This window comes from Enterococcus sp. DIV0574 (assembly GCF_051711125.1).
GTDB classification, from domain to species: domain Bacteria; phylum Bacillota; class Bacilli; order Lactobacillales; family Enterococcaceae; genus Enterococcus_D; species Enterococcus_D gallinarum.
In genome coordinates, this window is the sequence record NZ_JBIOMA010000001.1 from 240354 (window position 1) to 262163 (window position 21810).

21 protein-coding genes and 1 other RNA gene are annotated in these 21810 nt (G+C 42.0%); 10 read left to right on the forward strand and 12 right to left on the reverse strand.

The window, feature by feature from the left end:
* Positions 1-19 precede the first annotated feature (19 nt).
* The 5 genes from IGJ45_RS01260 to IGJ45_RS01280 are packed head-to-tail and all read right to left on the reverse strand — an operon-like array spanning position 20 to position 2729.
* Positions 20-331 carry a DUF1048 domain-containing protein gene (locus IGJ45_RS01260; RefSeq protein WP_081131434.1) on the reverse strand — a complete coding sequence of 104 codons (312 nt, stop codon included), beginning with the start codon at positions 329-331 and terminating at the stop codon, positions 20-22.
* Between the two features lie 9 nt (positions 332-340).
* Positions 341-682 (reverse strand): DUF1048 domain-containing protein, encoded by a 342-nt coding sequence (locus IGJ45_RS01265; protein ID WP_113850253.1) that lies wholly within the window; start codon positions 680-682, stop codon positions 341-343.
* 10 nt (positions 683-692) lie between these two features.
* Positions 693-1472, reverse strand: coding sequence for an ABC transporter permease (locus tag IGJ45_RS01270; RefSeq protein WP_311828400.1), 780 nt, complete (start codon positions 1470-1472; stop codon positions 693-695).
* Between the two features lie 3 nt (positions 1473-1475).
* Positions 1476-2378 carry an ABC transporter ATP-binding protein gene (locus IGJ45_RS01275; RefSeq protein ID WP_252712263.1) on the reverse strand — a complete coding sequence of 301 codons (903 nt, stop codon included), beginning with the start codon at positions 2376-2378 and terminating at the stop codon, positions 1476-1478.
* Positions 2379-2387: 9 nt separating this feature from the next.
* On the reverse strand, positions 2388-2729 hold the full coding sequence (locus IGJ45_RS01280) for a PadR family transcriptional regulator (protein ID WP_005472869.1): 342 nt from the start codon (positions 2727-2729) through the stop codon (positions 2388-2390).
* Positions 2730-3721: 992 nt separating this feature from the next.
* On the opposite strand from IGJ45_RS01280, the gene IGJ45_RS01285 reads away from it, so the two are divergent.
* Together IGJ45_RS01285 and IGJ45_RS01290 are read left to right on the forward strand one after the other, a co-directional pair.
* Positions 3722-5182, forward strand: coding sequence for a peptide MFS transporter (locus tag IGJ45_RS01285; RefSeq protein WP_003128449.1), 1461 nt, complete (start codon positions 3722-3724; stop codon positions 5180-5182).
* 99 nt (positions 5183-5281) lie between these two features.
* Positions 5282-6139, forward strand: coding sequence for an SPL family radical SAM protein (locus IGJ45_RS01290; protein ID WP_242387264.1), 858 nt, complete (start codon positions 5282-5284; stop codon positions 6137-6139).
* Between the two features lie 172 nt (positions 6140-6311).
* Here the strand turns inward: IGJ45_RS01290 and abc-f are convergent, their stop codons facing one another.
* From abc-f to IGJ45_RS01305, 3 genes are all read right to left on the reverse strand, one after another.
* A complete protein-coding gene (gene abc-f, locus IGJ45_RS01295; protein WP_138371448.1) occupies positions 6312-7895 on the reverse strand; it encodes a ribosomal protection-like ABC-F family protein in 1584 nt (527 codons plus the stop codon).
* Between the two features lie 104 nt (positions 7896-7999).
* The gene (locus IGJ45_RS01300) at positions 8000-8128 is read right to left on the reverse strand and encodes a hypothetical protein (RefSeq protein WP_005472862.1); all 129 of its coding nucleotides are present in this window, start codon (positions 8126-8128) and stop codon (positions 8000-8002) included.
* 59 nt (positions 8129-8187) lie between these two features.
* Positions 8188-10194 (reverse strand): KUP/HAK/KT family potassium transporter, encoded by a 2007-nt coding sequence (locus tag IGJ45_RS01305; protein ID WP_409531533.1) that lies wholly within the window; start codon positions 10192-10194, stop codon positions 8188-8190.
* Between the two features lie 270 nt (positions 10195-10464).
* Between IGJ45_RS01305 and IGJ45_RS01310 the strand changes: the two genes are divergently transcribed.
* Positions 10465-11226, forward strand: a complete 762-nt coding sequence (locus tag IGJ45_RS01310; RefSeq protein WP_003128453.1) for an ABC transporter ATP-binding protein — start codon at positions 10465-10467, stop codon at positions 11224-11226.
* Complete coding sequence (locus tag IGJ45_RS01315; protein WP_003128454.1) at positions 11223-12803, forward strand: hypothetical protein; 1581 nt, start codon at positions 11223-11225, stop codon at positions 12801-12803. Before IGJ45_RS01310 ends, IGJ45_RS01315 begins: the two co-directional genes overlap by 4 nt.
* Positions 12804-13177: 374 nt before the next feature.
* Here IGJ45_RS01315 and IGJ45_RS01320 read toward each other — a convergent pair whose 3' ends face one another.
* The 4 genes from IGJ45_RS01320 to IGJ45_RS01335 form a co-directional block, all read right to left on the reverse strand.
* On the reverse strand, positions 13178-13660 hold the full coding sequence (locus IGJ45_RS01320) for a universal stress protein (RefSeq protein WP_003128457.1): 483 nt from the start codon (positions 13658-13660) through the stop codon (positions 13178-13180).
* A 63-nt stretch (positions 13661-13723) separates the two neighbouring features.
* Positions 13724-14008 carry a hypothetical protein gene (locus tag IGJ45_RS01325; RefSeq protein WP_003128458.1) on the reverse strand — a complete coding sequence of 95 codons (285 nt, stop codon included), beginning with the start codon at positions 14006-14008 and terminating at the stop codon, positions 13724-13726.
* Between the two features lie 118 nt (positions 14009-14126).
* Positions 14127-14321, reverse strand: a non-coding RNA gene (gene ssrS, locus IGJ45_RS01330) — 6S RNA.
* Positions 14322-14418: 97 nt separating this feature from the next.
* Positions 14419-15696 (reverse strand): replication-associated recombination protein A, encoded by a 1278-nt coding sequence (locus IGJ45_RS01335; protein WP_005472852.1) that lies wholly within the window; start codon positions 15694-15696, stop codon positions 14419-14421.
* 176 nt (positions 15697-15872) lie between these two features.
* On the opposite strand from IGJ45_RS01335, the gene IGJ45_RS01340 reads away from it, so the two are divergent.
* The 6 genes from IGJ45_RS01340 (at position 15873) to IGJ45_RS01365 (ending at position 21801) form a co-directional block, all read left to right on the forward strand.
* The gene (locus IGJ45_RS01340) at positions 15873-16493 is read left to right on the forward strand and encodes a DNA-3-methyladenine glycosylase (RefSeq protein ID WP_005472850.1); all 621 of its coding nucleotides are present in this window, start codon (positions 15873-15875) and stop codon (positions 16491-16493) included.
* Positions 16494-16510: 17 nt separating this feature from the next.
* Complete coding sequence (locus tag IGJ45_RS01345) at positions 16511-16999, forward strand: DUF3013 family protein (protein WP_003128461.1); 489 nt, start codon at positions 16511-16513, stop codon at positions 16997-16999.
* Between the two features lie 11 nt (positions 17000-17010).
* On the forward strand, positions 17011-17952 hold the full coding sequence (prmA, locus tag IGJ45_RS01350) for a 50S ribosomal protein L11 methyltransferase (protein ID WP_003128462.1): 942 nt from the start codon (positions 17011-17013) through the stop codon (positions 17950-17952).
* 10 nt (positions 17953-17962) lie between these two features.
* Positions 17963-18718 (forward strand): 16S rRNA (uracil(1498)-N(3))-methyltransferase, encoded by a 756-nt coding sequence (locus IGJ45_RS01355; protein WP_005472847.1) that lies wholly within the window; start codon positions 17963-17965, stop codon positions 18716-18718.
* 4 nt (positions 18719-18722) lie between these two features.
* Positions 18723-19382 carry a hypothetical protein gene (locus IGJ45_RS01360; RefSeq protein WP_005472845.1) on the forward strand — a complete coding sequence of 220 codons (660 nt, stop codon included), beginning with the start codon at positions 18723-18725 and terminating at the stop codon, positions 19380-19382.
* Between the two features lie 208 nt (positions 19383-19590).
* On the forward strand, positions 19591-21801 hold the full coding sequence (locus IGJ45_RS01365) for a RelA/SpoT family protein (protein WP_003128466.1): 2211 nt from the start codon (positions 19591-19593) through the stop codon (positions 21799-21801).
* Positions 21802-21810: the final 9 nt, after the last annotated feature.

The window sequence follows — 21810 nt, forward strand, 5'->3', positions numbered from 1 at the left end:
AACTTATCTAGCCATTTTCTCATAGCTTTTTTGACTTTGGTTCCATTTCGTTGTCAGAGGTTGCTTGGTTTACCAGCAATCCGTCCGCAAAGGCGGCCACGTCTTCGCCAGTTACTTGAAGAACACTTTTTTCTTGTTGCGCACTGTCTTCAAACAAATCCAACAGATCAACGAGTGGTTGGAAATCGCTGGCAAGATTTACTGGATCAACTTTCATAAAGTACTTTTGGATTTCTTTATAGACGATTCGATAATCATTCGGCAACTGATTTGCCCGTTTTTGCAGAGCACGCCATTCTTTTTTACCTTCTAATGCTTCTTTTATTCCCATCTTCATCCCTCACTTTAGTTTTTTGGTCACTTGATTCAAGTGTTCTCGCAATTTGTCTCGCTCATTTTTGGCACCAGCTGCTTCAGCGATTTCTGAGATGAAGGTAGTCATATTTTCACCGATCACGCTATTGATTGGCAGTTTTTCTGCGGCACTTTCTTCAAAAAGACCGACGATCCCTTCCAAGATAGGGTACAGATTTCTTCCAGAAAAATCACTGTAGTTCCAGATCTTTTGATTGAGTTCGCGCCACGCATCTTGGTAGCCAGCGGGTAACTTATCAATACGAAGTTGAAATTCTTTTTGTTGCTTATTCATGTCGTTACCTGTTATTTTGTCATAAAAGTTCATGGTGGGCCTCCTAATTAATAAATAGTTGTTTGTAGCGTTTCATTGACAGAAAAGAGAAAAAACTTAGTAATAGGGCTAGCCATAAAAGGGTCAAGAGGCTGCTTTGGGAACCAAAAGAGAATGTACCAGCAAGCAAATTCTTTGTCGTTTCGATAATGGGCGTCATTGGCTGGTTCTCAGCAAATAGGCGCACAGGTTTTGCCATTCCAGCGACCGGCACAAAGGCTGGACTGATAAAAAGCAGGAAGATCAAAATATACGAAAAGGCTCCTGCTCCAGCATAATCTTTTGCTGTTAACGAGAAGGGGATAGCTAGCACAGTGAGACTAACGGCAAAAAGTACGATCAAAAGGGTGAAAAGCAGGAAGTCACCAATCGTTGCTTGTGGTCGATAACCCAATACTAGTCCGATCAGCAGTACAGAAAGTACAGAAACAAGCATAAAAATTGTTGAGGCGACAATGTGCGATCCTAGAATCACCCAACGTTTCATTGGCATAGATAATAATCGCGTCAGGAATCCTTTTGTTTTATCATTGTTGATCCTCAAAGCAGTGTAAGCCGATCCCATTGCCATAGACATCAGCAAAAATCCTGGCATAACGTAGCTAAGATAATCTGAAGGCTCTCCTGCAGTGCCCCCGACTAAAATATTGCCACCAATGACATAAACGAAAAAAAGTAAGATGAAAATAGGCATAACGATACTTGTAATGATCGTATCGACACTTGTTAAATTTTGTCTAACGATGCGGTTCGTTAATGTGAAAAGTTGCTTGATTGTCTTCATTTTTTAGTCCTCCTTTCCAGTAGCATCCAAGAATATTTCTTCCAAACTAAGTTCAATCGGAGCAGTTGTTAGAATGTCAATATCATTTTGCAAGAGTTTCATCATCGACTCTTTTAAATCATTTCTAGCAAGAATAATGGTGTCATTTTCAACCATATAGTGAATCGCAGATTCGTTTAGAAGAGAAGTCGCTTGATCGATCACTTTTTTTGGAACGATGACTTTGTGCAGATCTCTTGCTTGCTTTTTCAATTCTTGTGGTGTGCCAATCAATGAAATCTTCCCATCGTTGATAAAAGCGATTCGATCAGCTAAACGGTCTGCTTCATCAAGGTATTGAGTTGTCAGAAAGATCGTCTTTCCTTCTGCTTTAAGCTGAAGGATTAGTTGCCAAATCTCTAATCTGTTTTTTGGATCCACACCAGTAGTTGGCTCATCAAGAAACAAAATTTCTTTGTCAGGGAGCAGAGAGACTGCAATATCTAGTCGTCGCTTCATTCCTCCAGAATAGGTAGCGACTTTTTTATAGAGAAAATCTGCTAAATGAAGTCGTTCTGATAAGGTATCTATTTTCCTGCGCAGATGAGGGATGTCCAACAGCGTGCCAATTAGTTTCAAATTTTCAAAACCGGTAAATTCATCATCTAGTGTGATCGATTGACTATTCAAGCTGATGACATCCCGCACTTGATCGGAGTCATTTCGTAGGTCTAACCCTAAAATTGTTGCATTGCCGGATGTAGGGCTAGCGAGTGTAGTTAGAATATTGATCAGTGTTGACTTTCCAGCACCATTTTCTCCAAGTAAAGTAAAGATTTCGCCTCTTTTGATTTCAAGAGTAATTCCTTTTAATACGTCAAGATCACCATAGGTTTTTGTAAGATGATCCACAGTGATGGCTTTCATAGTTATCCCTCATTCCTGATTGAAAAGTGTCTCGTGCTTGATTTTATCTAGCTGATCTACAAGAAACGTCCATTTACTCCAGAAATCTTGGAGGTAAATTTCCCCATTTGCGTTCAAACGATAAAACTTCCTTGCCGGTCCAAGGTCAGATTTCCTTTTTTCAACAGTTACCAATTCTTTTTTTTCTAAACGGAGTAAGACCGTATAGACGGTGCCTTCGACGATATCTTGAAACCCTAATTCGATCAGTGTATTCGTGATTTCATAGCCATAAGTCTCTTTGCTGTTATGGATGACTTGAAGCACGACACCTTCTAGCACACCTTTTAGTAATTCAGTCATTCCTTTCACATCGCTCATCCTCTCAAAAACCATTTGTCTCAATACCTAGTATTACTCAGTACTGCTACATAATAATACTTAGTAGATGGACTGTCAACTACTAAGTATCATTAAGCAAAGATGCAAAAAAAAGTAACACCTTGAAAAAAGCTTCCCGCTTAGTGGCGAATGGTACTCAGGAGACTGGATCCTGTTAAACTGAGCTTTATTGTGGGCTGCTCTGCAACTTCTTCGTTCGAATCTAAGTTTGCAGCTAATCATCGAAGACAGTGATTAGCTGTTGCTCGCCGTTGTTATCACTCTTAAGAACAAGTTCAACAAGATAGGCTCTGATTTGATGAATTGTGTTCAGTAAAGATAAATAGGACTTCGGTACCGATCATGGTGTGAATCATTGACATGAAATGTTAGACATCAATTGAGAAGGGAGCAAAAAAAATCGAGATTTATTGGGCTCTGTTATGAAACTAAGGATTGTTTCGTTAGGGAATGCCGCTGATACATAGGCGCCCAATGCACTTGATTTGACTGAGACAGTAAGCAAGCCTAGACTAAAAGAGGAAAGCTCACAATTGCTGCTCTTTATGCCCAGTCGGTGGAAATGTTCTGCCAGATGTTGAGAGAGGCTGTGTCCTGCTAAATAACAAAGAACATTGAATAAAAAATCGTCTGATTCAGCATATAAGTGTATGAATAAACATTAATGTGATAAATCAGGTTATTTTTATTAACAAATTCTTGAATCTAGAATAAAAAAACGGTAAAAATAATTTTAATCGATAAAAAATGTTATTTAATTAACGTACAATTTTTTAGGTTGTTAGATCAGTGATTTCCTAGTATCTAGTAAAAAACTCTCATTTTCGACTCAGCATATCGCCATTTTACAAAACATAATCTAAGCAAAATAACCTTGTAAAGGAAGCCAAACGGGAATAAACTGGCATTTGTGAATTTTCAGAAAAATTTCTAAATTTGTTTTTTATAAGGAGCCAGTAAGTATGGAAAAAGAAAAGACTTTCCTAGGACAGCCGCGAGGGTTGTCGACACTATTTTTCACTGAGATGTGGGAACGATTCAGCTACTATGGCATGCGGGCCATCTTAGTTTACTTTATGTATGATGCTGTAACAAATGGTGGCTTAGGCCTACCTAAATCAACGGCTGTAGCGATCATGTCAATCTACGGTTCACTCGTTTATATGTCTAGTATCGTTGGCGGATGGATCTCTGACCGCTTATTAGGATCGAACAAATCCGTTTTTTATGGCGGGATCCTTATTATGTTTGGACATATTGTTCTGGCAGCGCCTCTTGGTATTGCTGCACTATTTGTTTCTATGATGTTGATCGTTATTGGAACAGGTTTGTTGAAGTCCAATGTGTCAGGGATGGTCGGCCACTTATATTCGAAAGAAGATGTGCGCCGAGATGCAGGATTTTCAATCTTTTATATGGGGATCAATATTGGTGGACTTTTAGCACCGATCATTGTGGGTATTTTAGGACAAAACGTCAATTACCATTTAGGTTTTTCAATAGCAGCTATCGGAATGTTCATTGGTTTGGTGCAATATTATGTTCAAGGGAAGACAACGTTGAAAGATGTTGCAACGACACCAACTAATCCATTATCTGCGCAAGAGAAAAAAATCTTTTTCCGTAACGTTATCATCGTACTAGTGCTTGTAGCAGTGGTTTTCGGCGGTGCAGCTGCGATGGGCTATCTGACCGTTGATTTCTTTATCAATTGCATCAGTATCTTAGGAATATTTTTGCCGATCTACTACTTTACTAAAATGTTGCGTTCTCGTGATGTGACACCGGATGAAAAGAAAAAAGTTTTAGCGTATATTCCTTTGTTCTTATCTGCAATCGTTTTTTGGTCCCTAGAAGAACAAGGGTCATCAATATTGGCACTTTTTGCGGCCGATCGGACACAAGATACGTTGTTTGGGATCACGATTCCGGCGAGTCTGTATCAAACACTAAATCCATTGTTTGTCGTGTTGTTGACACCGGTATTTGTTTGGTTGTGGACGAAACTTGGCAATAAACAACCTAGAACGGAAGTGAAATTTGCAATTGGTTTGATTTTAGCAGGTTTGTCTTTTGTCTTGTTGATGTTCCCAAGTATGCTGTTCGGAGTCAATCAACGGGTAAGCCCATTGTGGCTAGTCTTTAGTTTCTTTATCATGATTGCTGGCGAAATGTGTCTGTCACCAGTTGGATTGTCTGTAACGACCAAATTAGCACCAAAAGCCTTCGAAGCCCAAACTCTTGCTATTTGGCTATTAGCAGATGCTTCTTCGCAAGCGATCAATGCTCAGATTGCTCGTTTCTATACACCGCAAACAGAAGGGGCTTATTATGGCATTGTCGGTGGTGTTGCAGTAGTCGTAGGGATTATTCTTTACATGGCAAGAAAACCGATTCGTAAGCTGATTGGGAATATTCACTAATCAACGGACTTGATCTTGAAAAAGATCAAGTCTTTTTTTGCACTTTTAGTCAAGTTATGAGAAAATAAATGGGAACATAAGTTCTGTAGGAGGGGTTAAATGCACACGCGACGCTATAAAACAATTCTTTCACCAAACAATACAATGAATCTCTATCGAGGGTGTACACATGACTGTATTTATTGTGATAGTCGCAGCAGCTGCTATCAGATGGCGCATCGGTTTGAGGATATCGAGATCAAAGAAGCAGCAATAACGATTTTGGACCAGCAATTAAAGAAGCGCCGACAGCCTTGCATGATCGTTACCGGTGCTATGTCAGATCCTTACGTTCATGCAGAACAGCGTTTGAGACAAACGAGGCAAGCACTGGAAGTAATCAAAAATAACGGTTTTGGTGTCGCGCTTTTGACCAAATCAACGCGTGTGTTGGAAGATTTGGATTTGCTGATAGAAATCAACCAGCAAACGAAAGCAGTTGTTCAAATGACTCTAACGACTTATGATGAAGCACTATGTAAAAAATTAGAACGACAAGTCGCTACCACTTATCATCGTTTTTTGGCGCTTAAGACGTTTCAAGCAGCAGGGATTCCTACTGTTGTTTGGTTATCACCTATTCTTCCTTTTATCAATGACAGCGAGGAGAATCTGTTGGGGGTTTTGGACTACTGTCGCCAAGCGGGAGTGAAAGGCATCATCTGTTTTGGATTTGGGGTGACGATGCGGGAAGGAAATCGCGCATACTTTTATCAGCAACTAGACCGTGATTTTCCTGGTATGAAGGAAAAGTATCAGCAAACTTTTGGCGATCGGTATGTTTGCGACAGTCCGAATCAGCAAAAGCTAATGGCTATTTTTTGTGCATTCTGCCAAACCTATCAAATTCTTTATCGACCAGAAGAAGTCTTTGCCTATATCCATCGTTTTGAAGACCAGCAGTTGACACTCTTTTAATTCGCGTCTTTTAAACAAATGAAATAGCCGCAGGGACTGAGAGTGTTCCAGTGTACGAACAACACCTCGTCACCCTGTCACGAGGTCTGCCAGTTCTCTTATCCTGCGGCTATTTTTATTTGATTTTTCTGATATACGATTCCTTATGGTGAAAAAAACGAACGTGATCTTCTTAAAGAGCCTGCCAGTCGATGGGCTGCCGCATGACCTGCTGGTCGCGGATCAACAGCATGTCTTGGAAAGTTTGTTTTAGAAAATAGCGGTCATGGCTCACAGCAATTAACGTACCACCAAAGCGCTGAATCAATTCTTCAATTTCTTCACGAGCATAGATATCCAAATGATTGGTAGGCTCATCTAATAGCAGGACGTTGATTTTTTTATGAAAAAGTTTCAGCAGATAAAGGCGAATCTTCTCACCGCCAGAAAGATCCTGAATGCGTTTTGAGACATCATCCTGATAAAAACCGATTTGTGCCAGTTGTTGTCGTGCAGATTGTTCATTGCCTATGAACTGATAGGCAAAGGATAGGACCCGCATAGCGGGATTAGAAAATGAGAGCTTTTGAGGCAGATACCCGATCTGCAGATTACTGCCGGATTTGATCGTTCCCGCGTCAAGCGCCAAAGTACCTAACAAAAGCTGAATCAGGGTCGTCTTACCGGTGCCGTTTTCACCAATGATCGCTAAGCGATCACCACGGTAAATCGAGAAACTACTGTCTTCAAAGAGTAGCCGATCAGCCATGACTTTACCGATATTTCGGGCGATAAAGACTTCTCTGCCTGTTCGATCACTTTGATTGACTGTGCGTATCCTTTTTTTAGGAGGCAGCGGGGGCTTGACGAGAGTGATCTTCGCTAAACGCTTTTCAATTTCTTTGGCTTTACGGAAAAAGTCCTCATTGTCCCCTTCATTCCCCCATTGGCGATAACGGCGAATCATCGCTTTAAGCCGCTGGCATTCTTTTTGCTTCAGCTCATAGTTCTTAGTCAGTTCTGCGATTCGAGCTTGTTTCAATGACCGATATTGGCTATAGTTTCCCGGATAAGAAATCAATTGACCATCTTCGATCTCACAGATCCTAGTCGTCACTTTGTCCAGAAAAGCGCGGTCATGAGAGATGACGATATATGCTTTTTTCGTATTGATAAGATAGTTTTCCAGCCAATGAAGACTAGCTAAATCAAGATGATTCGTGGGCTCATCCAGTAAAAGCAAGTCATGCTCTGTCAACAGCAATCTTGCTAGTTCTACTTTGACTCGCTCCCCACCACTTAACGCCTGCAAAGAAGTTTCTTGCAACTGCGCTATTCCCAATCCTCTTAAGCTAGCAAGAATCCGGTCTTCTAACAGATAGCCACCGAGTTCTTCAAATTGTAGCTGTAATTGACCATAGCGGTCCAATAATTTCGATAAGTCAGCGTCAGGATCGCTCATCTGTTGTTCACAACGTCGCATCTTGCGACTTATCTCTTGCAGTCGGGGGGAAGAGGTTTGTAAATACGTCAGCACCGTTTCTGAAGAGGGCGAAAATTCTTGTGCCAAATGACCAATAGAAAGACTTTTACGTCGGCTGATCGTTCCAGTATCGTTTTTCTCGGTCCCGAGTAATAAATCTAATAATGTTGTCTTACCAGAGCCATTGATGCCGATTAAACCAATCTTTTCACCGGGATCAATTTGGAAAGTTAATTGTTCAAATAGCGGGGTACCGCCAAAATTTTTACTGATTTTATTTGCTTGAATTAGCATGATCTCACTCCTTGAGACCACTCAAAAAGGCCATGGAAATCCATGGCCTGTGTTATTTTTATCTGATGTTGTTCGAGATAAACACCTTGAGATGGCCATTGATTTTACGAATATTCAACTGTTTTAGACAGACTCGTCCCTAAAACGGTTTTTGTAAAACCAATTGCATGGCTAAATGCGATATGGTAACGCTGATAGTTGACGTTACATGTTATTTTAGTCATGCGCATCATGGTGTTTCCTCCTTTTGCTTATTTGCCAATAGTGTACCGCAAGTGACCTTACTTTGCAATTAGTCAGTTAGTTTTTTCTTGACTGGAACAATTTCAGAAAGGTTACTTGCCTTCGGTTGCCCAATCACTAATGGAACGGTCTCATGGACCACGTCACTGTAAGTGAGTCCAAACCAACGTTCCGGAGAAGTAGTATGCCGTTTGATAAAGAGTTTGGTTAACATTACTTGCCGCTCCCATCGGGTTAATGAGGTGACATTCGACAACTCTTCTTCGATCAGAACAAACTGGAAGTCGCCAACTTGACGTCCCGGGGTCAATGAGTATTTTTGCGGCTGTTTTGGTAAGCGACCATCCTTCATCAATTCTTGAATGATTTGTCGGATGTAGACATTGACTTCTTGAGAAACCCGAAAGCCCAAGTAGAGTTTCAATTTTACGATGAAATCTGTCTCAGCCATCGAGACTTCGTACTGTTTTGTATAAGGTTCATCTGTGACTTCCACATTCACAAACCAATAAACTTTGGCGCGTTTCGGTCGTTTATCAAGGATCGAATAAATAAACTGACGGCCAATCGTATTTCCTTGCAGTTTAGGAACTAAAAAGACGACATTGGTCTGAGAAAATGGCAATGTCTCATCATTCCGCAATTCCTGTAGTTGGGGAATGTATTCGGTCAAGTCAACTTCTTCGGCAGCTTGTTCTTGAATGTGGTTGCCCCATTCCCAAATGAGCATGATGGCGATAATCAAAGCGGCCATCAAAACCGCAACGAACCCACCGTGGAAAAATTTTGCGGCACTCGAGATGAAGAAGATGCCTTCGATAGCTGCAAAAAATAAGGTAATAAATGGAGCGATAAATCGCGCTTTTTTGAATTGACGCAAAAAGAAATATAACAAGACTGTGGTCATCAGCATAGTTACTGTAATCGCTAAACCATAAGCGGCCTCCATTCGCGTGGATGTCCGGAATAAGAGAACGACACCGGAACAAGCGATCCACAGCATCAGGTTAAGCGCGGGGATATACATTTGTCCGATGGAAGAACCAGGATACATGATCTGCATCCGCGGCAACAAACGCAACTTGATTGCTTCCGAAACTAACGTGAAAGATCCGGAAAGTAAAGCTTGGGAGGCAATGATTGCAGCCAACGCAGAAAAGCCGACGCCAAAAACGGTCCAACCTTGAGGCAAAGCCTGGAAAAAAGGGTTTAGGTTTTCAATCTGTTGATAGGCAGGATCTTGATAAACCTTTAATAACCAAGCAGCTTGACCTAAGTAATTAAGCATCAAACAGATTTTGATGTAAGGCCAGCTGGCATAAATATTCTTTTTGCCCACATGTCCTAAATCGGAATATAGTGCTTCAGCACCAGTGGTTGCCAGAAAGATATTCCCGAGAATGAACAGACCTGAGGTGTTATCAGGGCTAAACAGCAGCCCGATGGCATAACGGGGATCCAACGCACGAATGACAGACAGATCACCGGAAAAGTTGATCAAACCGACGATCCCCAAAAAAGTAAACCAACCAAGCATGATCGGTCCAAATGCTTTCCCAACGAATTCTGTCCCAAAGCGTTGCAGGCTAAAAAGAACGAAAAGGATCGTTAATGTAATCCAAACAATAATGGATTGATCATTCCCAAAATGATCATAAAACATCGGAATGCCCCGCAACCCTTCAATGGCTGTCGTGACAGTGACGGCAGGGGTTAGTACACCATCTGCCAATAACGCAGCGCCACCAATGATTGCCGGAATGATCAAGTAGCGGCTTTGCTTACGAACAAGTGTGTATAAGGAAAAAATTCCGCCCTCACCGTGATTATCCGCGTTCAAAGCGATTAAGACGTACTTAATCGTGGTAAGCAGAGTCAGAGTCCAAAAAACGAGGGAGACACTTCCCAATACAAAGTCCGGGGAGAGTGTTTTCAACCCGCCGTTGTCTTCAACGATTGCTTTCATCACATAGAGTGGGCTGGTCCCGATATCTCCATAGACCACACCCATGGCGACCAAAAGGCCTCCCGCGGTTAATTTTTTCATTTTACTCATAGATTTTCCCTCCAAATTGAACTGCAAAAAGACCCAAGAGGCCCTTTGCCACTTAGGTCTTGCAAGAAACATCATAGACCAGCGGATTCCCGCTTGCTGTTGATCTATGATCATGGAAAAACCCATGTGCTACTCCCCTAAATTGCTATAATTATCTTTGTTTTGCTGATTCCTGTCAACTTTTTTCATTTAAAATGTAAATAAACATTTTAAATTTTCTGTTTATTCACGTAAAATTACGTTAAGTCTTATTTCTAAGGGGGATAGTAAATGATTGAATTGAAACATGTAAGTAAAACGTACGGAACAAAAAAAGCATTGAAGGACCTTTCTTTGACGATTCAGCAAGGTGAGATCTTTGGTTTTTTAGGACATAATGGTGCGGGAAAATCAACGACCATCAAGAGTCTAGTTAGTATTTTACAGCCGACGAGTGGCGAAATCGTTTTTGATGGCAAAGCATTAGCCCAATACCGAGAAGAAATAAAAAAACAGATTGCTTATGTCCCGGATTCACCGGACATGTTTTTGCAGTTGACCGCCGGAGAATATTGGGATTTGATCGCAGCTGCTTATGAAGTACCGGAAACCCAAAAAAAGGTACGCTTAAATGAACTGGGCCAGTTATTTGATATGACGACGCATGCAGAAGAAACGCTAGCCAGTTTTTCCCATGGTATGCGGCAAAAAACCATTCTAATTGGAGCATTACTGCCGGATCCGGATATTTGGATCTTAGATGAGCCTTTGCAGGGATTAGACCCGCAGGCAGCGTTTGATCTAAAAGAAATGATGAAAGCACATGCTGCGAAAGGCAAAACGGTTATTTTCTCGACGCATGTCTTGGATACTGCCCAACAGCTTTGTGATCAGTTAGCTATTTTGAAAAAAGGCGAATTGCTTTATAACGGTTCTGTCGATGAATTGCTTGCACAAAATCCAGATCTTTCTTTGGAAGCGATCTATTTAAAAATGACAGGTAGAGGCGCGGAAGAGCCATCGTTGACAGAAAATGGAGGCGAGTTCAGATGAACAAGCGACAGTTATTGACGTTGACAAGCGTCAATCTTCGGTACGCCAATCCGCAAGTCACAGACAAAGCCCGTAAAAAAGGAAAAAGCGGGACACAATTGACTCGTTATTTGATCCAACAATATGTATTATCAGGTTTCGTTTTTTTAGTGATTTACGGCCTAACAATGATCGCACTGGATTTCAGCCGTTTGCCAGGTTTTTTCACTTATTATGTTGCTCTTTTTGGCGTTCTAGGATTTTCTCAAGGAATCTCGTCCATTTTTAATGTCTTCTTTGAGAGTCAAGACTTGCCTGCATATTTGCCATTGCCTTTCCGGCAAGCAGAAATTTTCACCGCCAAGATTCTTGTTGTCTTTTTAACAGTGGCACCATTTGTTTTTCCGTTATTTGTCTTATTTCTTTTAACGGGAATGCGTTCACAGGTCTTTATTCTGCTCACGCTTTTGTTAGCGATTGTGCTCTTTTTATTATTTCTGGTGATTGTTTTTAGTATTTGTAGTTTGATCGTTTTTGGATTGGCTCGAACAAAATTGTTTCGTGAACATAAAAAAATGATGACCAGCTTGTTGTTGGGAATTTCTATGATCGTAGTAGTGGTAGGGATCTTGATGATGAATCAAACCAGTTCCTACGATACACAGATCATGGATCGCGGGGCCATTGCCTTTTTACTGCCATTTTTCTATATCATGCACAGTCCCTTTGCAGTTGCAGGAATCGGGAGCTTTGCTATTGTTCTAGTGGTTTGTTTGTTGCTGCTAGGAGCGATTCGGTTCTTTATTTTACCGAAGTTTTATGATCAGGTGGCGATGGCTGTGCCCGACCATGGAAGCGTGCGACGGAAGCAGAAATCCGGGCAAGGATTGTCGCAGATGTTATTCAGTTATAATTCCCAGCTGGTTCGAGATCCCAACTTGATTATGCAAGTATTGTCCACTTCACTGATGACACCGATCATTTTTATTGTGACATTTGCATTGAGCGGTACGTTTGATCTAGGACAAATGGATGCTCGTTTTTGCGGAGTGTTCTTTTTGGCAGGTATCGCATTAGCTGTGATGATGGTCAATCCAACCTCTTTTATCAGTACCTTGATTTCATTGGATCAGCAAAATTTTCTGTTTGTTCGTTCATTGCCGTTGTCTATGAAAAAATATTTACAAGCAAAATTCCGATTTGGCTTAATGCTTCAAATGGTTTTGACTGGCGGGATTGCCTTATTGGCGATTTTGCTCTTTAAGATGCCGATCCTATTGGCAACGACTTTCTTTCTAGGTACGTTACTTGGTTGTTACTTGCTATGCTTAAAATATTTTGCTCGTGATTATCGCTTGCTTTTGCTTGATTGGACCAATGTCAGTCAATTGTTTACCCGGGGTGCCGGAAGTGTGGGAATGATCGTCGGCATGATGGTGGCACTTCTCCTTAGTATTCTGTTACTCGTCGGTTACGGTTTTGCAGCAACGATGATTCCATTTTGGCTCTTGAATGGTCCAGTCTTGCTAGTTCTGTTGATTGGTAGCGTGCTATGGCACAACTACTATCAAAGAAAATTTTGGCAGTTGATTCACTGAGTCTAGTCGCCATCAATAGCGCATTGAAAAAGAAATAGATTTAATCAGAAAATTCAGAAAAAAGACTTTACAAGTATTCAGAAACATGATTAGATAATAAATAACCTATTACTTTGCTTTCATTTTTTGCTGGCAAGCTTGCTCCACAGGCTTGTTGCAAGAGACTGTGCCAAACGTCATACTGATCAGAAGGAACCAGAAGGTGTCCTCTTCAAGAAAGACAGCTAGGTCATTTTGAGCTGAGACGGATGGTACAGTTTTTTTAATGGCTAAAACTAACAAATCGTGAAAAATAGAAAAAAACACTCTGACAAGAACCTTTTTGTCAGAGTGTTTTTGTTTTTGATTTGAGTATGTGTTGGTTCATTCAGAGATTATGCTTCCTCTTTTTCGTTGGTTGTTGGCAGATGATTGTCAAGGTCTGTCCGTACGACCAATACGTCACAAGAGGCATGACGGATTACATACTCAGAGACTGAACCAATAAAAATTCGTTCGACGGCATTGAGACCAGTAGCGCCGATCATGATTAAATCGATTTGATTATCTTCTGGTAATTGTTTCGCAATGATTGGTTTTGGCGAACCGTATTCGATGACAGTCTTTACTGCAGTTACTTGGTTCTTACGGGCATAGTCTTCATAATCTTTCAATGTTTGCTTAGCCATTTCAGTCGCTTGCTCAGCCAACATGCCATCAAAGGAAGAAACAGTTTGAAAGGCACGGGTATCGATTACATGGGCTAGTACCAGTTCAGAATTGTTCCGTTGGGCTACATTGACCGCTTTTTTAAAAGCTAATTCTGACTCACTTGAGCCATCTACTGCAACCATGATTCGTTGATATTGTTGTAACATATGAAACACTCCTCTCAGATAACTTCATCTTTATTGTAAAACTTTTTGACTAAAAAGAAAAACCTAATTATCTGTTTTTTTCATCTTACGGGCAAACAGCAAACTGAATGAGGCAGAAGTAATCATTAACACTGCTAAATAAACGAGGGCAATCAACTTTTTGTCTAAAAAAGCCACGATGATTGCAAGAATACCTAAAATACCATGAAGATAGCCATAAATGGTCAAAAAAGTTTGATTTTTAGTATTTTCAGGAATAAGGGAAAAGAAAATGGCATGTTTTGTTAACAGTAAGTAGCAGACGCCAAACAACAAAACAGCAGCAATCAAAAATAATAGAAAAATCATCCGTGAAATCCGTCCTTCTCTTATAAGATAGTTTTAGTATAGCGAAGTGCTAAAGGAATAGCAAAAAGCACAAAAAAGCCACCTGTCTAAAACAGATGGCACATTCAATAAAGAATGGGTAATATCCGTAGATGCCGTTCTTTTTCCCGTAGTATTGATCCCGCAAATTCTAGCAGGTGGGTTCCACGGTCTAAGCATCGAACTACCAAATGAAAAGGCATGTTACCAGCTTTGACACAAGACGGATCCCAATATATCAATAAAAATGTTCGGTCAACACACAGATGGGACAACTCGTACATCACAGAATTCCCACCTTCATAGTAGCATAGGACAACAAAAGTAGCAATAAAGAAGATTGAAAACGGTGACAAAAACCTTTCTCGCTTCCATGAAGCGGCTGCTGAGGGTTAGGTCTGTTTTTTTCGTTGCTGCAATTGTTGATATCTTTGACCTAGAGCTTGCTCGTATTTTCCGGTAGCCTTTGGCTGATAATAGTGAGCTTGCTTGATTTTATCGGGTAAGTATTGCTGATCGACCCACGCATCATCAAAGTTGTGCGGGTATTGATAACCGACGCCTCGGTTCAAGGCTTCAGCTCCTTTGTAATGACTGTCTCTTAGATGATCAGGGACATCCCCGGCATTGCCTGCACGAATATCTGCGATGGCAGCGTCTAGTGCCATATAAGCCGAGTTGGACTTAGGGGATAGACAAAGGTCGACCACAGTATCTGCTAAAGGGATCCTCGCCTCAGGTAAGCCTAATCGTTCCGCTGCTAAGACAGCATTGACTGTTCGAGCAGCTGCCGCTGGATTGGCCAACCCGATATCTTCATAACCGATCACCATCAAACGCCGGCAGATGATTGCCAAGTCTCCTGCTTCTACCAGACGACCCAGATAATGGAGTGCCGCATCAACATCACTGCCGCGGATCGATTTTTGAAAAGCAGAGATGACATCATAATGGGCATCGCCATCTTTGTCATGGGTCAATGCTTTGCGCTGAACACACTCTTCAATAATTGGCAAAGTCAAATGGATTTTCCCATCAGAACTTGGCGGCGTGGAGCGAGCAGCGAGTTCTAATCCATTGAGTGCACTGCGGAGATCCCCATTGGTCGCTCGTGAAAGATGGAGACGAGCTTCTTCTGTCAACTGGATCGATTCTGTTCCCAAGCCACGTTCTTTATCAGCTAAAGCCGCATCAATGGCGGCTAAAATATCTGATTCTTGCAATGGTTTTACTTCAAAAATCTGTGTACGACTACGGATGGCTGGGTTGATAGTGATATAAGGATTTTCAGTTGTGGCCCCGATCATAATGATTTTTCCGCTTTCTAAATGAGGCAGTAAGAAATCTTGCTTTGTTTTATCCAGACGATGGACTTCATCCAAAAGTAAAATGACTGTGCCGCTCATTTTGGCTTCTTCGGCGACGATTTGAAGGTCTTTTTTCGTATCAGTCGCAGCATTCAGCATGCGGAATGCGTAACGTGTCGAACCGGCGATTGCACTAGCGATACTTGTTTTTCCGGTCCCTGGTGGACCATACAGGATCATGGAAGAGAGCATCTTGGCCTCAACCATCCGGCGAATGATCTTTCCGGGTCCAACTAAATGCTGTTGACCTACGACTTCATCAAGGTTGCGGGGACGCATGCGGTACGCAAGTGGTTGCTGCATAATAAGCTCCTTTCTTTTTTCTTTAGTATATCATAAGAACGTATATTCCCATAAGGAAGCGGGTATTTTGCTATTGAAACTAGTCAGTGGCGATAGAAAGGTCAAACAATTGATAAGATGGTCGTAATCAATAGTAAGTTCCTTGAGAATTGTGTAAAATAAAGAAGGTGAAGAAAATGAATGAAATTGAACAATTATTTGCACAACAATCAACAACAGCGATTGCCCGGCAATTATTAGGAATGTATCTGGAACATGAGACGCCCAGTGGGAAATTAGGCGGTTATATCGTCGACTGTGAAGCTTATTTAGGACCAGAAGATCTGGCTGCTCATAGTTTCGGGATGCGTAACACGCCACGAGTTCGAGCAATGTATGAAAAGCCGGGAACGATTTATTTATATACGATGCATACTCATTTGATTTTGAATTTTATCACACAGCCTGAAGGCATTCCCCAAGGGATCATGATCCGCGGCGTGGAGCCCGTCGAAGGAATCGCACAAATGGAGATAAATCGCAGTAAATCCGGTCCTGATCTCTCGAACGGACCTGGAAAGCTTGTGAAAGCTTTGGGAATTACGCCTGATTATTATGGCCATTCAATTTTTACAAGTCCACTGCATCTTGTCAACGAGAAACGGCGAACACCGAAAGAAATACTCGCTGTTCCCAGAATCGGTATCCCGAATAAAGGGGAGTGGACCCATAAGCCGCTGCGGTTTGTCGTAGCAGGTAACCCATATATTACCAACAGCAGAAAATCTGCTGTCCAGCCAGATCACGGCTGGCAATAGGAAAGAAGGAACGTATAATGGCTAAAGAAACAATGCTGACTTATTTGGACAGACAATTAACAAAAAAAATCCCTGAGTACGATGTTGCCCTTGATTGGGATGCAAGAAACCATACCATCGAACTTGTTTTACGCTTATTTGCAGAGAACCCGAATCATTTGCAGGTAGATGATGCCCAAGGAGTAGCCTCTGAAGAAGAGATCATCGAATTTGAAGACGGTATTTTATTGTTTGATCCCCAAAAGTCTTCCTTTGCAGAAGAGGACTTTTTGGCAGTCATTCCCTACGCAGGCAAAAAAGGAATCCAAAAAGCGTTGCTGGATGCTTTGGTTGATTACATCAAAGAGATTCTGACGGAGGGAGAAAGTGATTTACTAGATTTTCTAAACGATGAGAGTGAAGAAGCGGTCTTCGAACTAGTTTTCGATCAAGATCAGTTGTTAGACCGTATGAATACTTACCAAGAAAGCGATGGGGAATCGTATATTCCTTATCCAAGTTATTAAGGAGCAGATAGATGAAATGGAATGAAGTGAAAGTAGCTACTGCAAGTGAAGCAGTTGAAGCGGTCGCCAACATTTTGATGGAACAAGGGGCCAGTGGTGTAGCAATCGAAGATGTTCTTGACATTGAAAACTTTAAAAGCGATGCCTATGGTGAAGTGTTAGACAAAGAAACCTATACAACGCTGGATGAAGGCGCCCAGGTAACGGCTTATTTCCCCGAGACTATCTTTTTACCTGAAATTTTGCCATTTATTGAGGCGGCGATCGCTCGTTTACCGGAATATGGGTTAGCAATTGGCAAAAATGAGATTACCTCCAGTGAAGTAGTAGAGGAAGAGTGGGCGACTGCTTGGAAGAAATATTATCATCCAGTACGGATCACTCGCTATTTGACGATTGTTCCCAGCTGGGAACAATATGAAACGACGGACCCTGCCGAGAAAATCATTACGCTAGATCCAGGAATGGCTTTCGGAACTGGTACCCATCCGACGACGCGCTTGACGTTACAGGCGTTAGAAATGTATTTACGAGGCGAGGAAACGGTCCTGGATGTTGGAACCGGATCAGGGGTTTTAAGTATTGCCAGCCGCCACTTAGGGGCCAATCAAGTATATGCCTATGACCTTGACGAGGTGGCTGTTCGGGCGGCAAAAGAAAATATGGCACTAAACCCAGTTGCCGAAGCAGTGAATGTTGCTGCCAATGACCTTTTAACAGGTATTGAAATCGAAGCAGACATTATTGTAGCGAATATTTTAGCTGATATCATCTTACTGATGATCCCAGATGCTTGGCGGTTGCTGAAGCCTACCGGAACATTAATTGTTTCTGGAATCATCGAAGCGAAAAAACAACTTGTGATCGATGCCATGACAGAGCAAGGATTTGTTGTTGACCAAATCTTGAATCAAAAAGATTGGTATGCGATCGCACTAAAAAAACCAGAGTAGGGAATGTCATATGCAGCGATATTTTTTGAATGAGGATTATGAGGCGAAGCCTGTTTATGTAGTAGAGGGAGAACCGTTTCATCACATGGTACGTGTGATGCGGATGGTTCCGGATGATTGTGTCTACTTGGTCTTTCAAGACCAAGTAGCGATCCTCGCGAAAATCCAGCAGATCGATGAACAAGCGGTTCATTTGATTGAAGTAGAAAAGGAACAGCAAGACAAAGAATTACCGATTCATGTTACGATCGCCAGCGGGTATCCTAAAGGAGATAAATTGGAATTGATCGTCCAAAAAGGGACAGAATTGGGTGCCGCTAAATTTATCGGTTTTCCCGCCCAATCCTCGGTAGTTAAGTGGGACCATAAGAAACTCCAAAAGAAACAGCAGCGGCTGCAAAAAATTGCCCAAGAGGCTGCTGAACAAGCGCAGCGGCAACGAGCACCGATCATCCAACTGGCTGCTTCGGACAAAGAGTTGTGGGATAGTCTTTCAAACTATGACTATGTGATCGTTGCTTATGAGGAATCTGCTAAAAGCGGCGAGAATGCCAAACTGATCGATATTTTGTCCAAAGCAGCGCCCGGCAGCAAAATCTTAGCAATTTTCGGACCCGAAGGTGGGCTGACACCTGCTGAAATCACTCGTGCTGAATCTCAAGGTGCTGTGATCTGTGGGTTAGGGCCACGTATTTTGCGAACCGAAACCGCCCCATTTTATTTTTTGAGTGCTGTCAGCGTACTAACTGAATTAGTAAGGAAGTGATCAAGTGACGCAATTCAAAGACAAGCTTAGTTTTCGATTTTTACAAGCTGGACTGACGGATTGGTTGTTAAAAGATACGTTTACTGAATTTAACACACTTGGTGTCCAAGAAGTCATCGTGTTGCCTAGTGATTTGCGCAGAGCGAAGCAGTTAACTGAAGGCTCCGAGATCCAAGTCGGCTGTGCAGTTGATTTTCCCTTGGCACAAGGAACAATCGCTAAGAAAGCTTTTGAGATCGGTCATTCCTTTATGGATGGCGCTGATTTTTTAGAAGTCTGGCTACCAGCGGCTTTGTTGGTGGAAAAAGAGCGGACGGCTGATCTGGCGGAGTTAATGGAGACAAGCCGGTCACTGGCTTTGTCTGGTGGTGAGATCCGCTGGGCTGTCAATACTTCACTTATGAATGAGTTGACAAAGATCCAAGTAGCACAGCGTTTGAAAGCATGGGACTGGCCTAGTATTACTCTTGGTCAGCAGTTAACTGTTTCAGATGCGTTGCATGATGTCTCGATTTTTGCTCTAGATGGAGGACCGCAACTGACGATCCAAGTCAACACGGCAGCGTCTGTTACGGATCAGAAATCACTTGCAGAACTTTTACAGGCAGGGGCGGCAAAAATCGGCGTGCCCTTTACAGAGTCAGCGTTACTGTTGAATGAATAAACCGGTATTTTGTCTCGCTTGACCAGAATAGAGAGAATTGAAAAAAACAAGAAAAATTTGTATAATGACACTAATCATAAAAGAAGATGGCCAGGCAGAAGCGCATTGCTTCAAGAGTTCTGCTATTCAGAGAGTTGGGGATAGCAGAATTCTTTAGAAGCGGCTTCTGTCTTGCTTTTTGAAAATAGGAAAAAAGGAGGCGCGTTTCATGGCAAAAGAAGTGATATTATCCGGACCTGGTGTGATCAAGCTCGTGGCCCATTATATGAGTGAAGAACATGTTGCATTTGTACAGAAAGCTTTAGATTATGCGACAGAAGCCCACAAAGATCAGTTTCGCAAGTCCGGCGAGCCTTACATCATCCATCCTATTCAAGTAGCAGGGATTTTAGCGGAACTACAAATGGATCCTCATACAGTCGCCACTGGTTTTTTACATGATGTGGTAGAAGATACGGAAGTGACCCTAGCAGATCTAAAAGAAGTCTTTGGTGCAGATGTAGCGATGCTGGTCGATGGTGTGACAAAATTAGGGAAAATCAAATACAAATCCCATGAAGAACAGCTAGCAGAGAATCATCGCAAAATGCTGATCGCGATGGCTCAAGATTTGCGCGTGATCATGGTCAAATTAGCGGACCGCTTACATAATATGCGTACATTGAAACACCTGCGGGAAGACAAACAACGGCGAATCGCCCAAGAAACGATGGAGATTTATGCACCATTGGCGCATCGTTTAGGGATCAGCCGTATCAAGTGGGAGCTAGAAGATATTTCACTACGTTATTTGAATCCACAACAATATTATCGGATCGTTCACTTGATGCAAACCAAGCGGGAAGAACGGGAAGCTTATGTGTCGGAAACCGTTGAACAGATTCGACTTGCAACTGAAGAACTAGATATTTTTGCTGAGATCTATGGTCGTCCGAAACATATCTACTCCATTTACCGCAAAATGAAAGACCAGAAGAAACAATTCAATGAAATCTATGATCTTTTGGCTATTCGGGTAATCGTTGATTCAATCAAAGATTGTTATGCTGTTTTAGGAACGATCCACACAAAATGGAAACCAATGCCAGGTCGATTTAAAGATTACATTGCGATGCCTAAAGCGAATATGTATCAGTCACTACATACGACAGTGATCGGTCCCAAAGGCAATCCAGTAGAAATCCAGATTCGTACCCATGAGATGCATGAGATTGCTGAATTCGGGGTTGCTGCTCACTGGGCATATAAAGAGGGTAGAACCGAGAAAGTCAAAGCAGACAAAATGACCCAGCAAGTCGGTTGGTTCCGCGAAATTTTGGAACTGCAGGATGAAAGCTACGATGCTTCTGAATTTATGGAAGGTGTCAAAGGGGACATTTTCAGTGACAAAGTATATGTATTCACACCGAAAGGCGATGTCACAGAATTGCCTCAAGGTTCAAGTCCGCTGGATTTTGCCTACAGTATTCATACCGATATCGGGAACAAAACCACTGGTGCAAAAGTGAATGGCAAGATGGTCCAGTTGGATTACAAATTGAAAAATGGCGATATCATTGAAATCTTGACATCACCAAATTCATTCGGACCAAGCCGCGACTGGATCAAGCTTGTAGCTACCAGCAAAGCTAAAAACAAGATCAAACGTTTTTTCAAGGCCCAAGATCGTGACGAAAACATCATCAAAGGGCACGAAGCAGTGGTCAAAACATTGCAAGACATGGGCTTTGTACCAAAAGAATTTTTAACGAAAAGCAAGATGGCAGAAGCCTGCGAACGATTTAATTATCAAACAGAAGATGATTTATTTGCTTCTGTCGGTTTTGGCGAAGTGAGTCCAACTACACTGGCCAATCGTTTGACGGAAGAAGAACGCCGTGAGAAGCAGATCGAAAAACAAAAACAACAAGTACAAGACATGATCAATCAGCCAGCGAAGAAAGAACCAGAGAAAATGAAAGTCCGCCATGAAGGCGGGATCGTGATCGAAGGCGTGGACAACTTACTGATCCGAATCTCTCGTTGCTGCAATCCAGTTCCTGGTGATGCCATTGTCGGGTATATCACGAAGGGCCGCGGCATCTCGATCCATCGCAGTGACTGTCCGAATGTCCAAAGCAAAGAGATCGTCAATCGTCTAATCGATGTCGAGTGGGAGGATACTTCTAACAGCGGCAAAGAATACGATGCAGATCTGGAAATCTATGGTTATGATCGTTCCGGATTGTTGAATGATGTCTTGCAAACAGTCAACGCTGTTACTAAACGATTGGTCAGTGTGGAAGCGAAAACCAACAAAGACAAAATGGCCACGATTAGAATCACGGTCTCAATCCAGAACCTAACACATCTTAAGTCAATCGTGGACAAAATCAAACAAATCCCAGAAGTATATAGTGTCAGAAGAACAAAGGGGTGAGACGCGAGA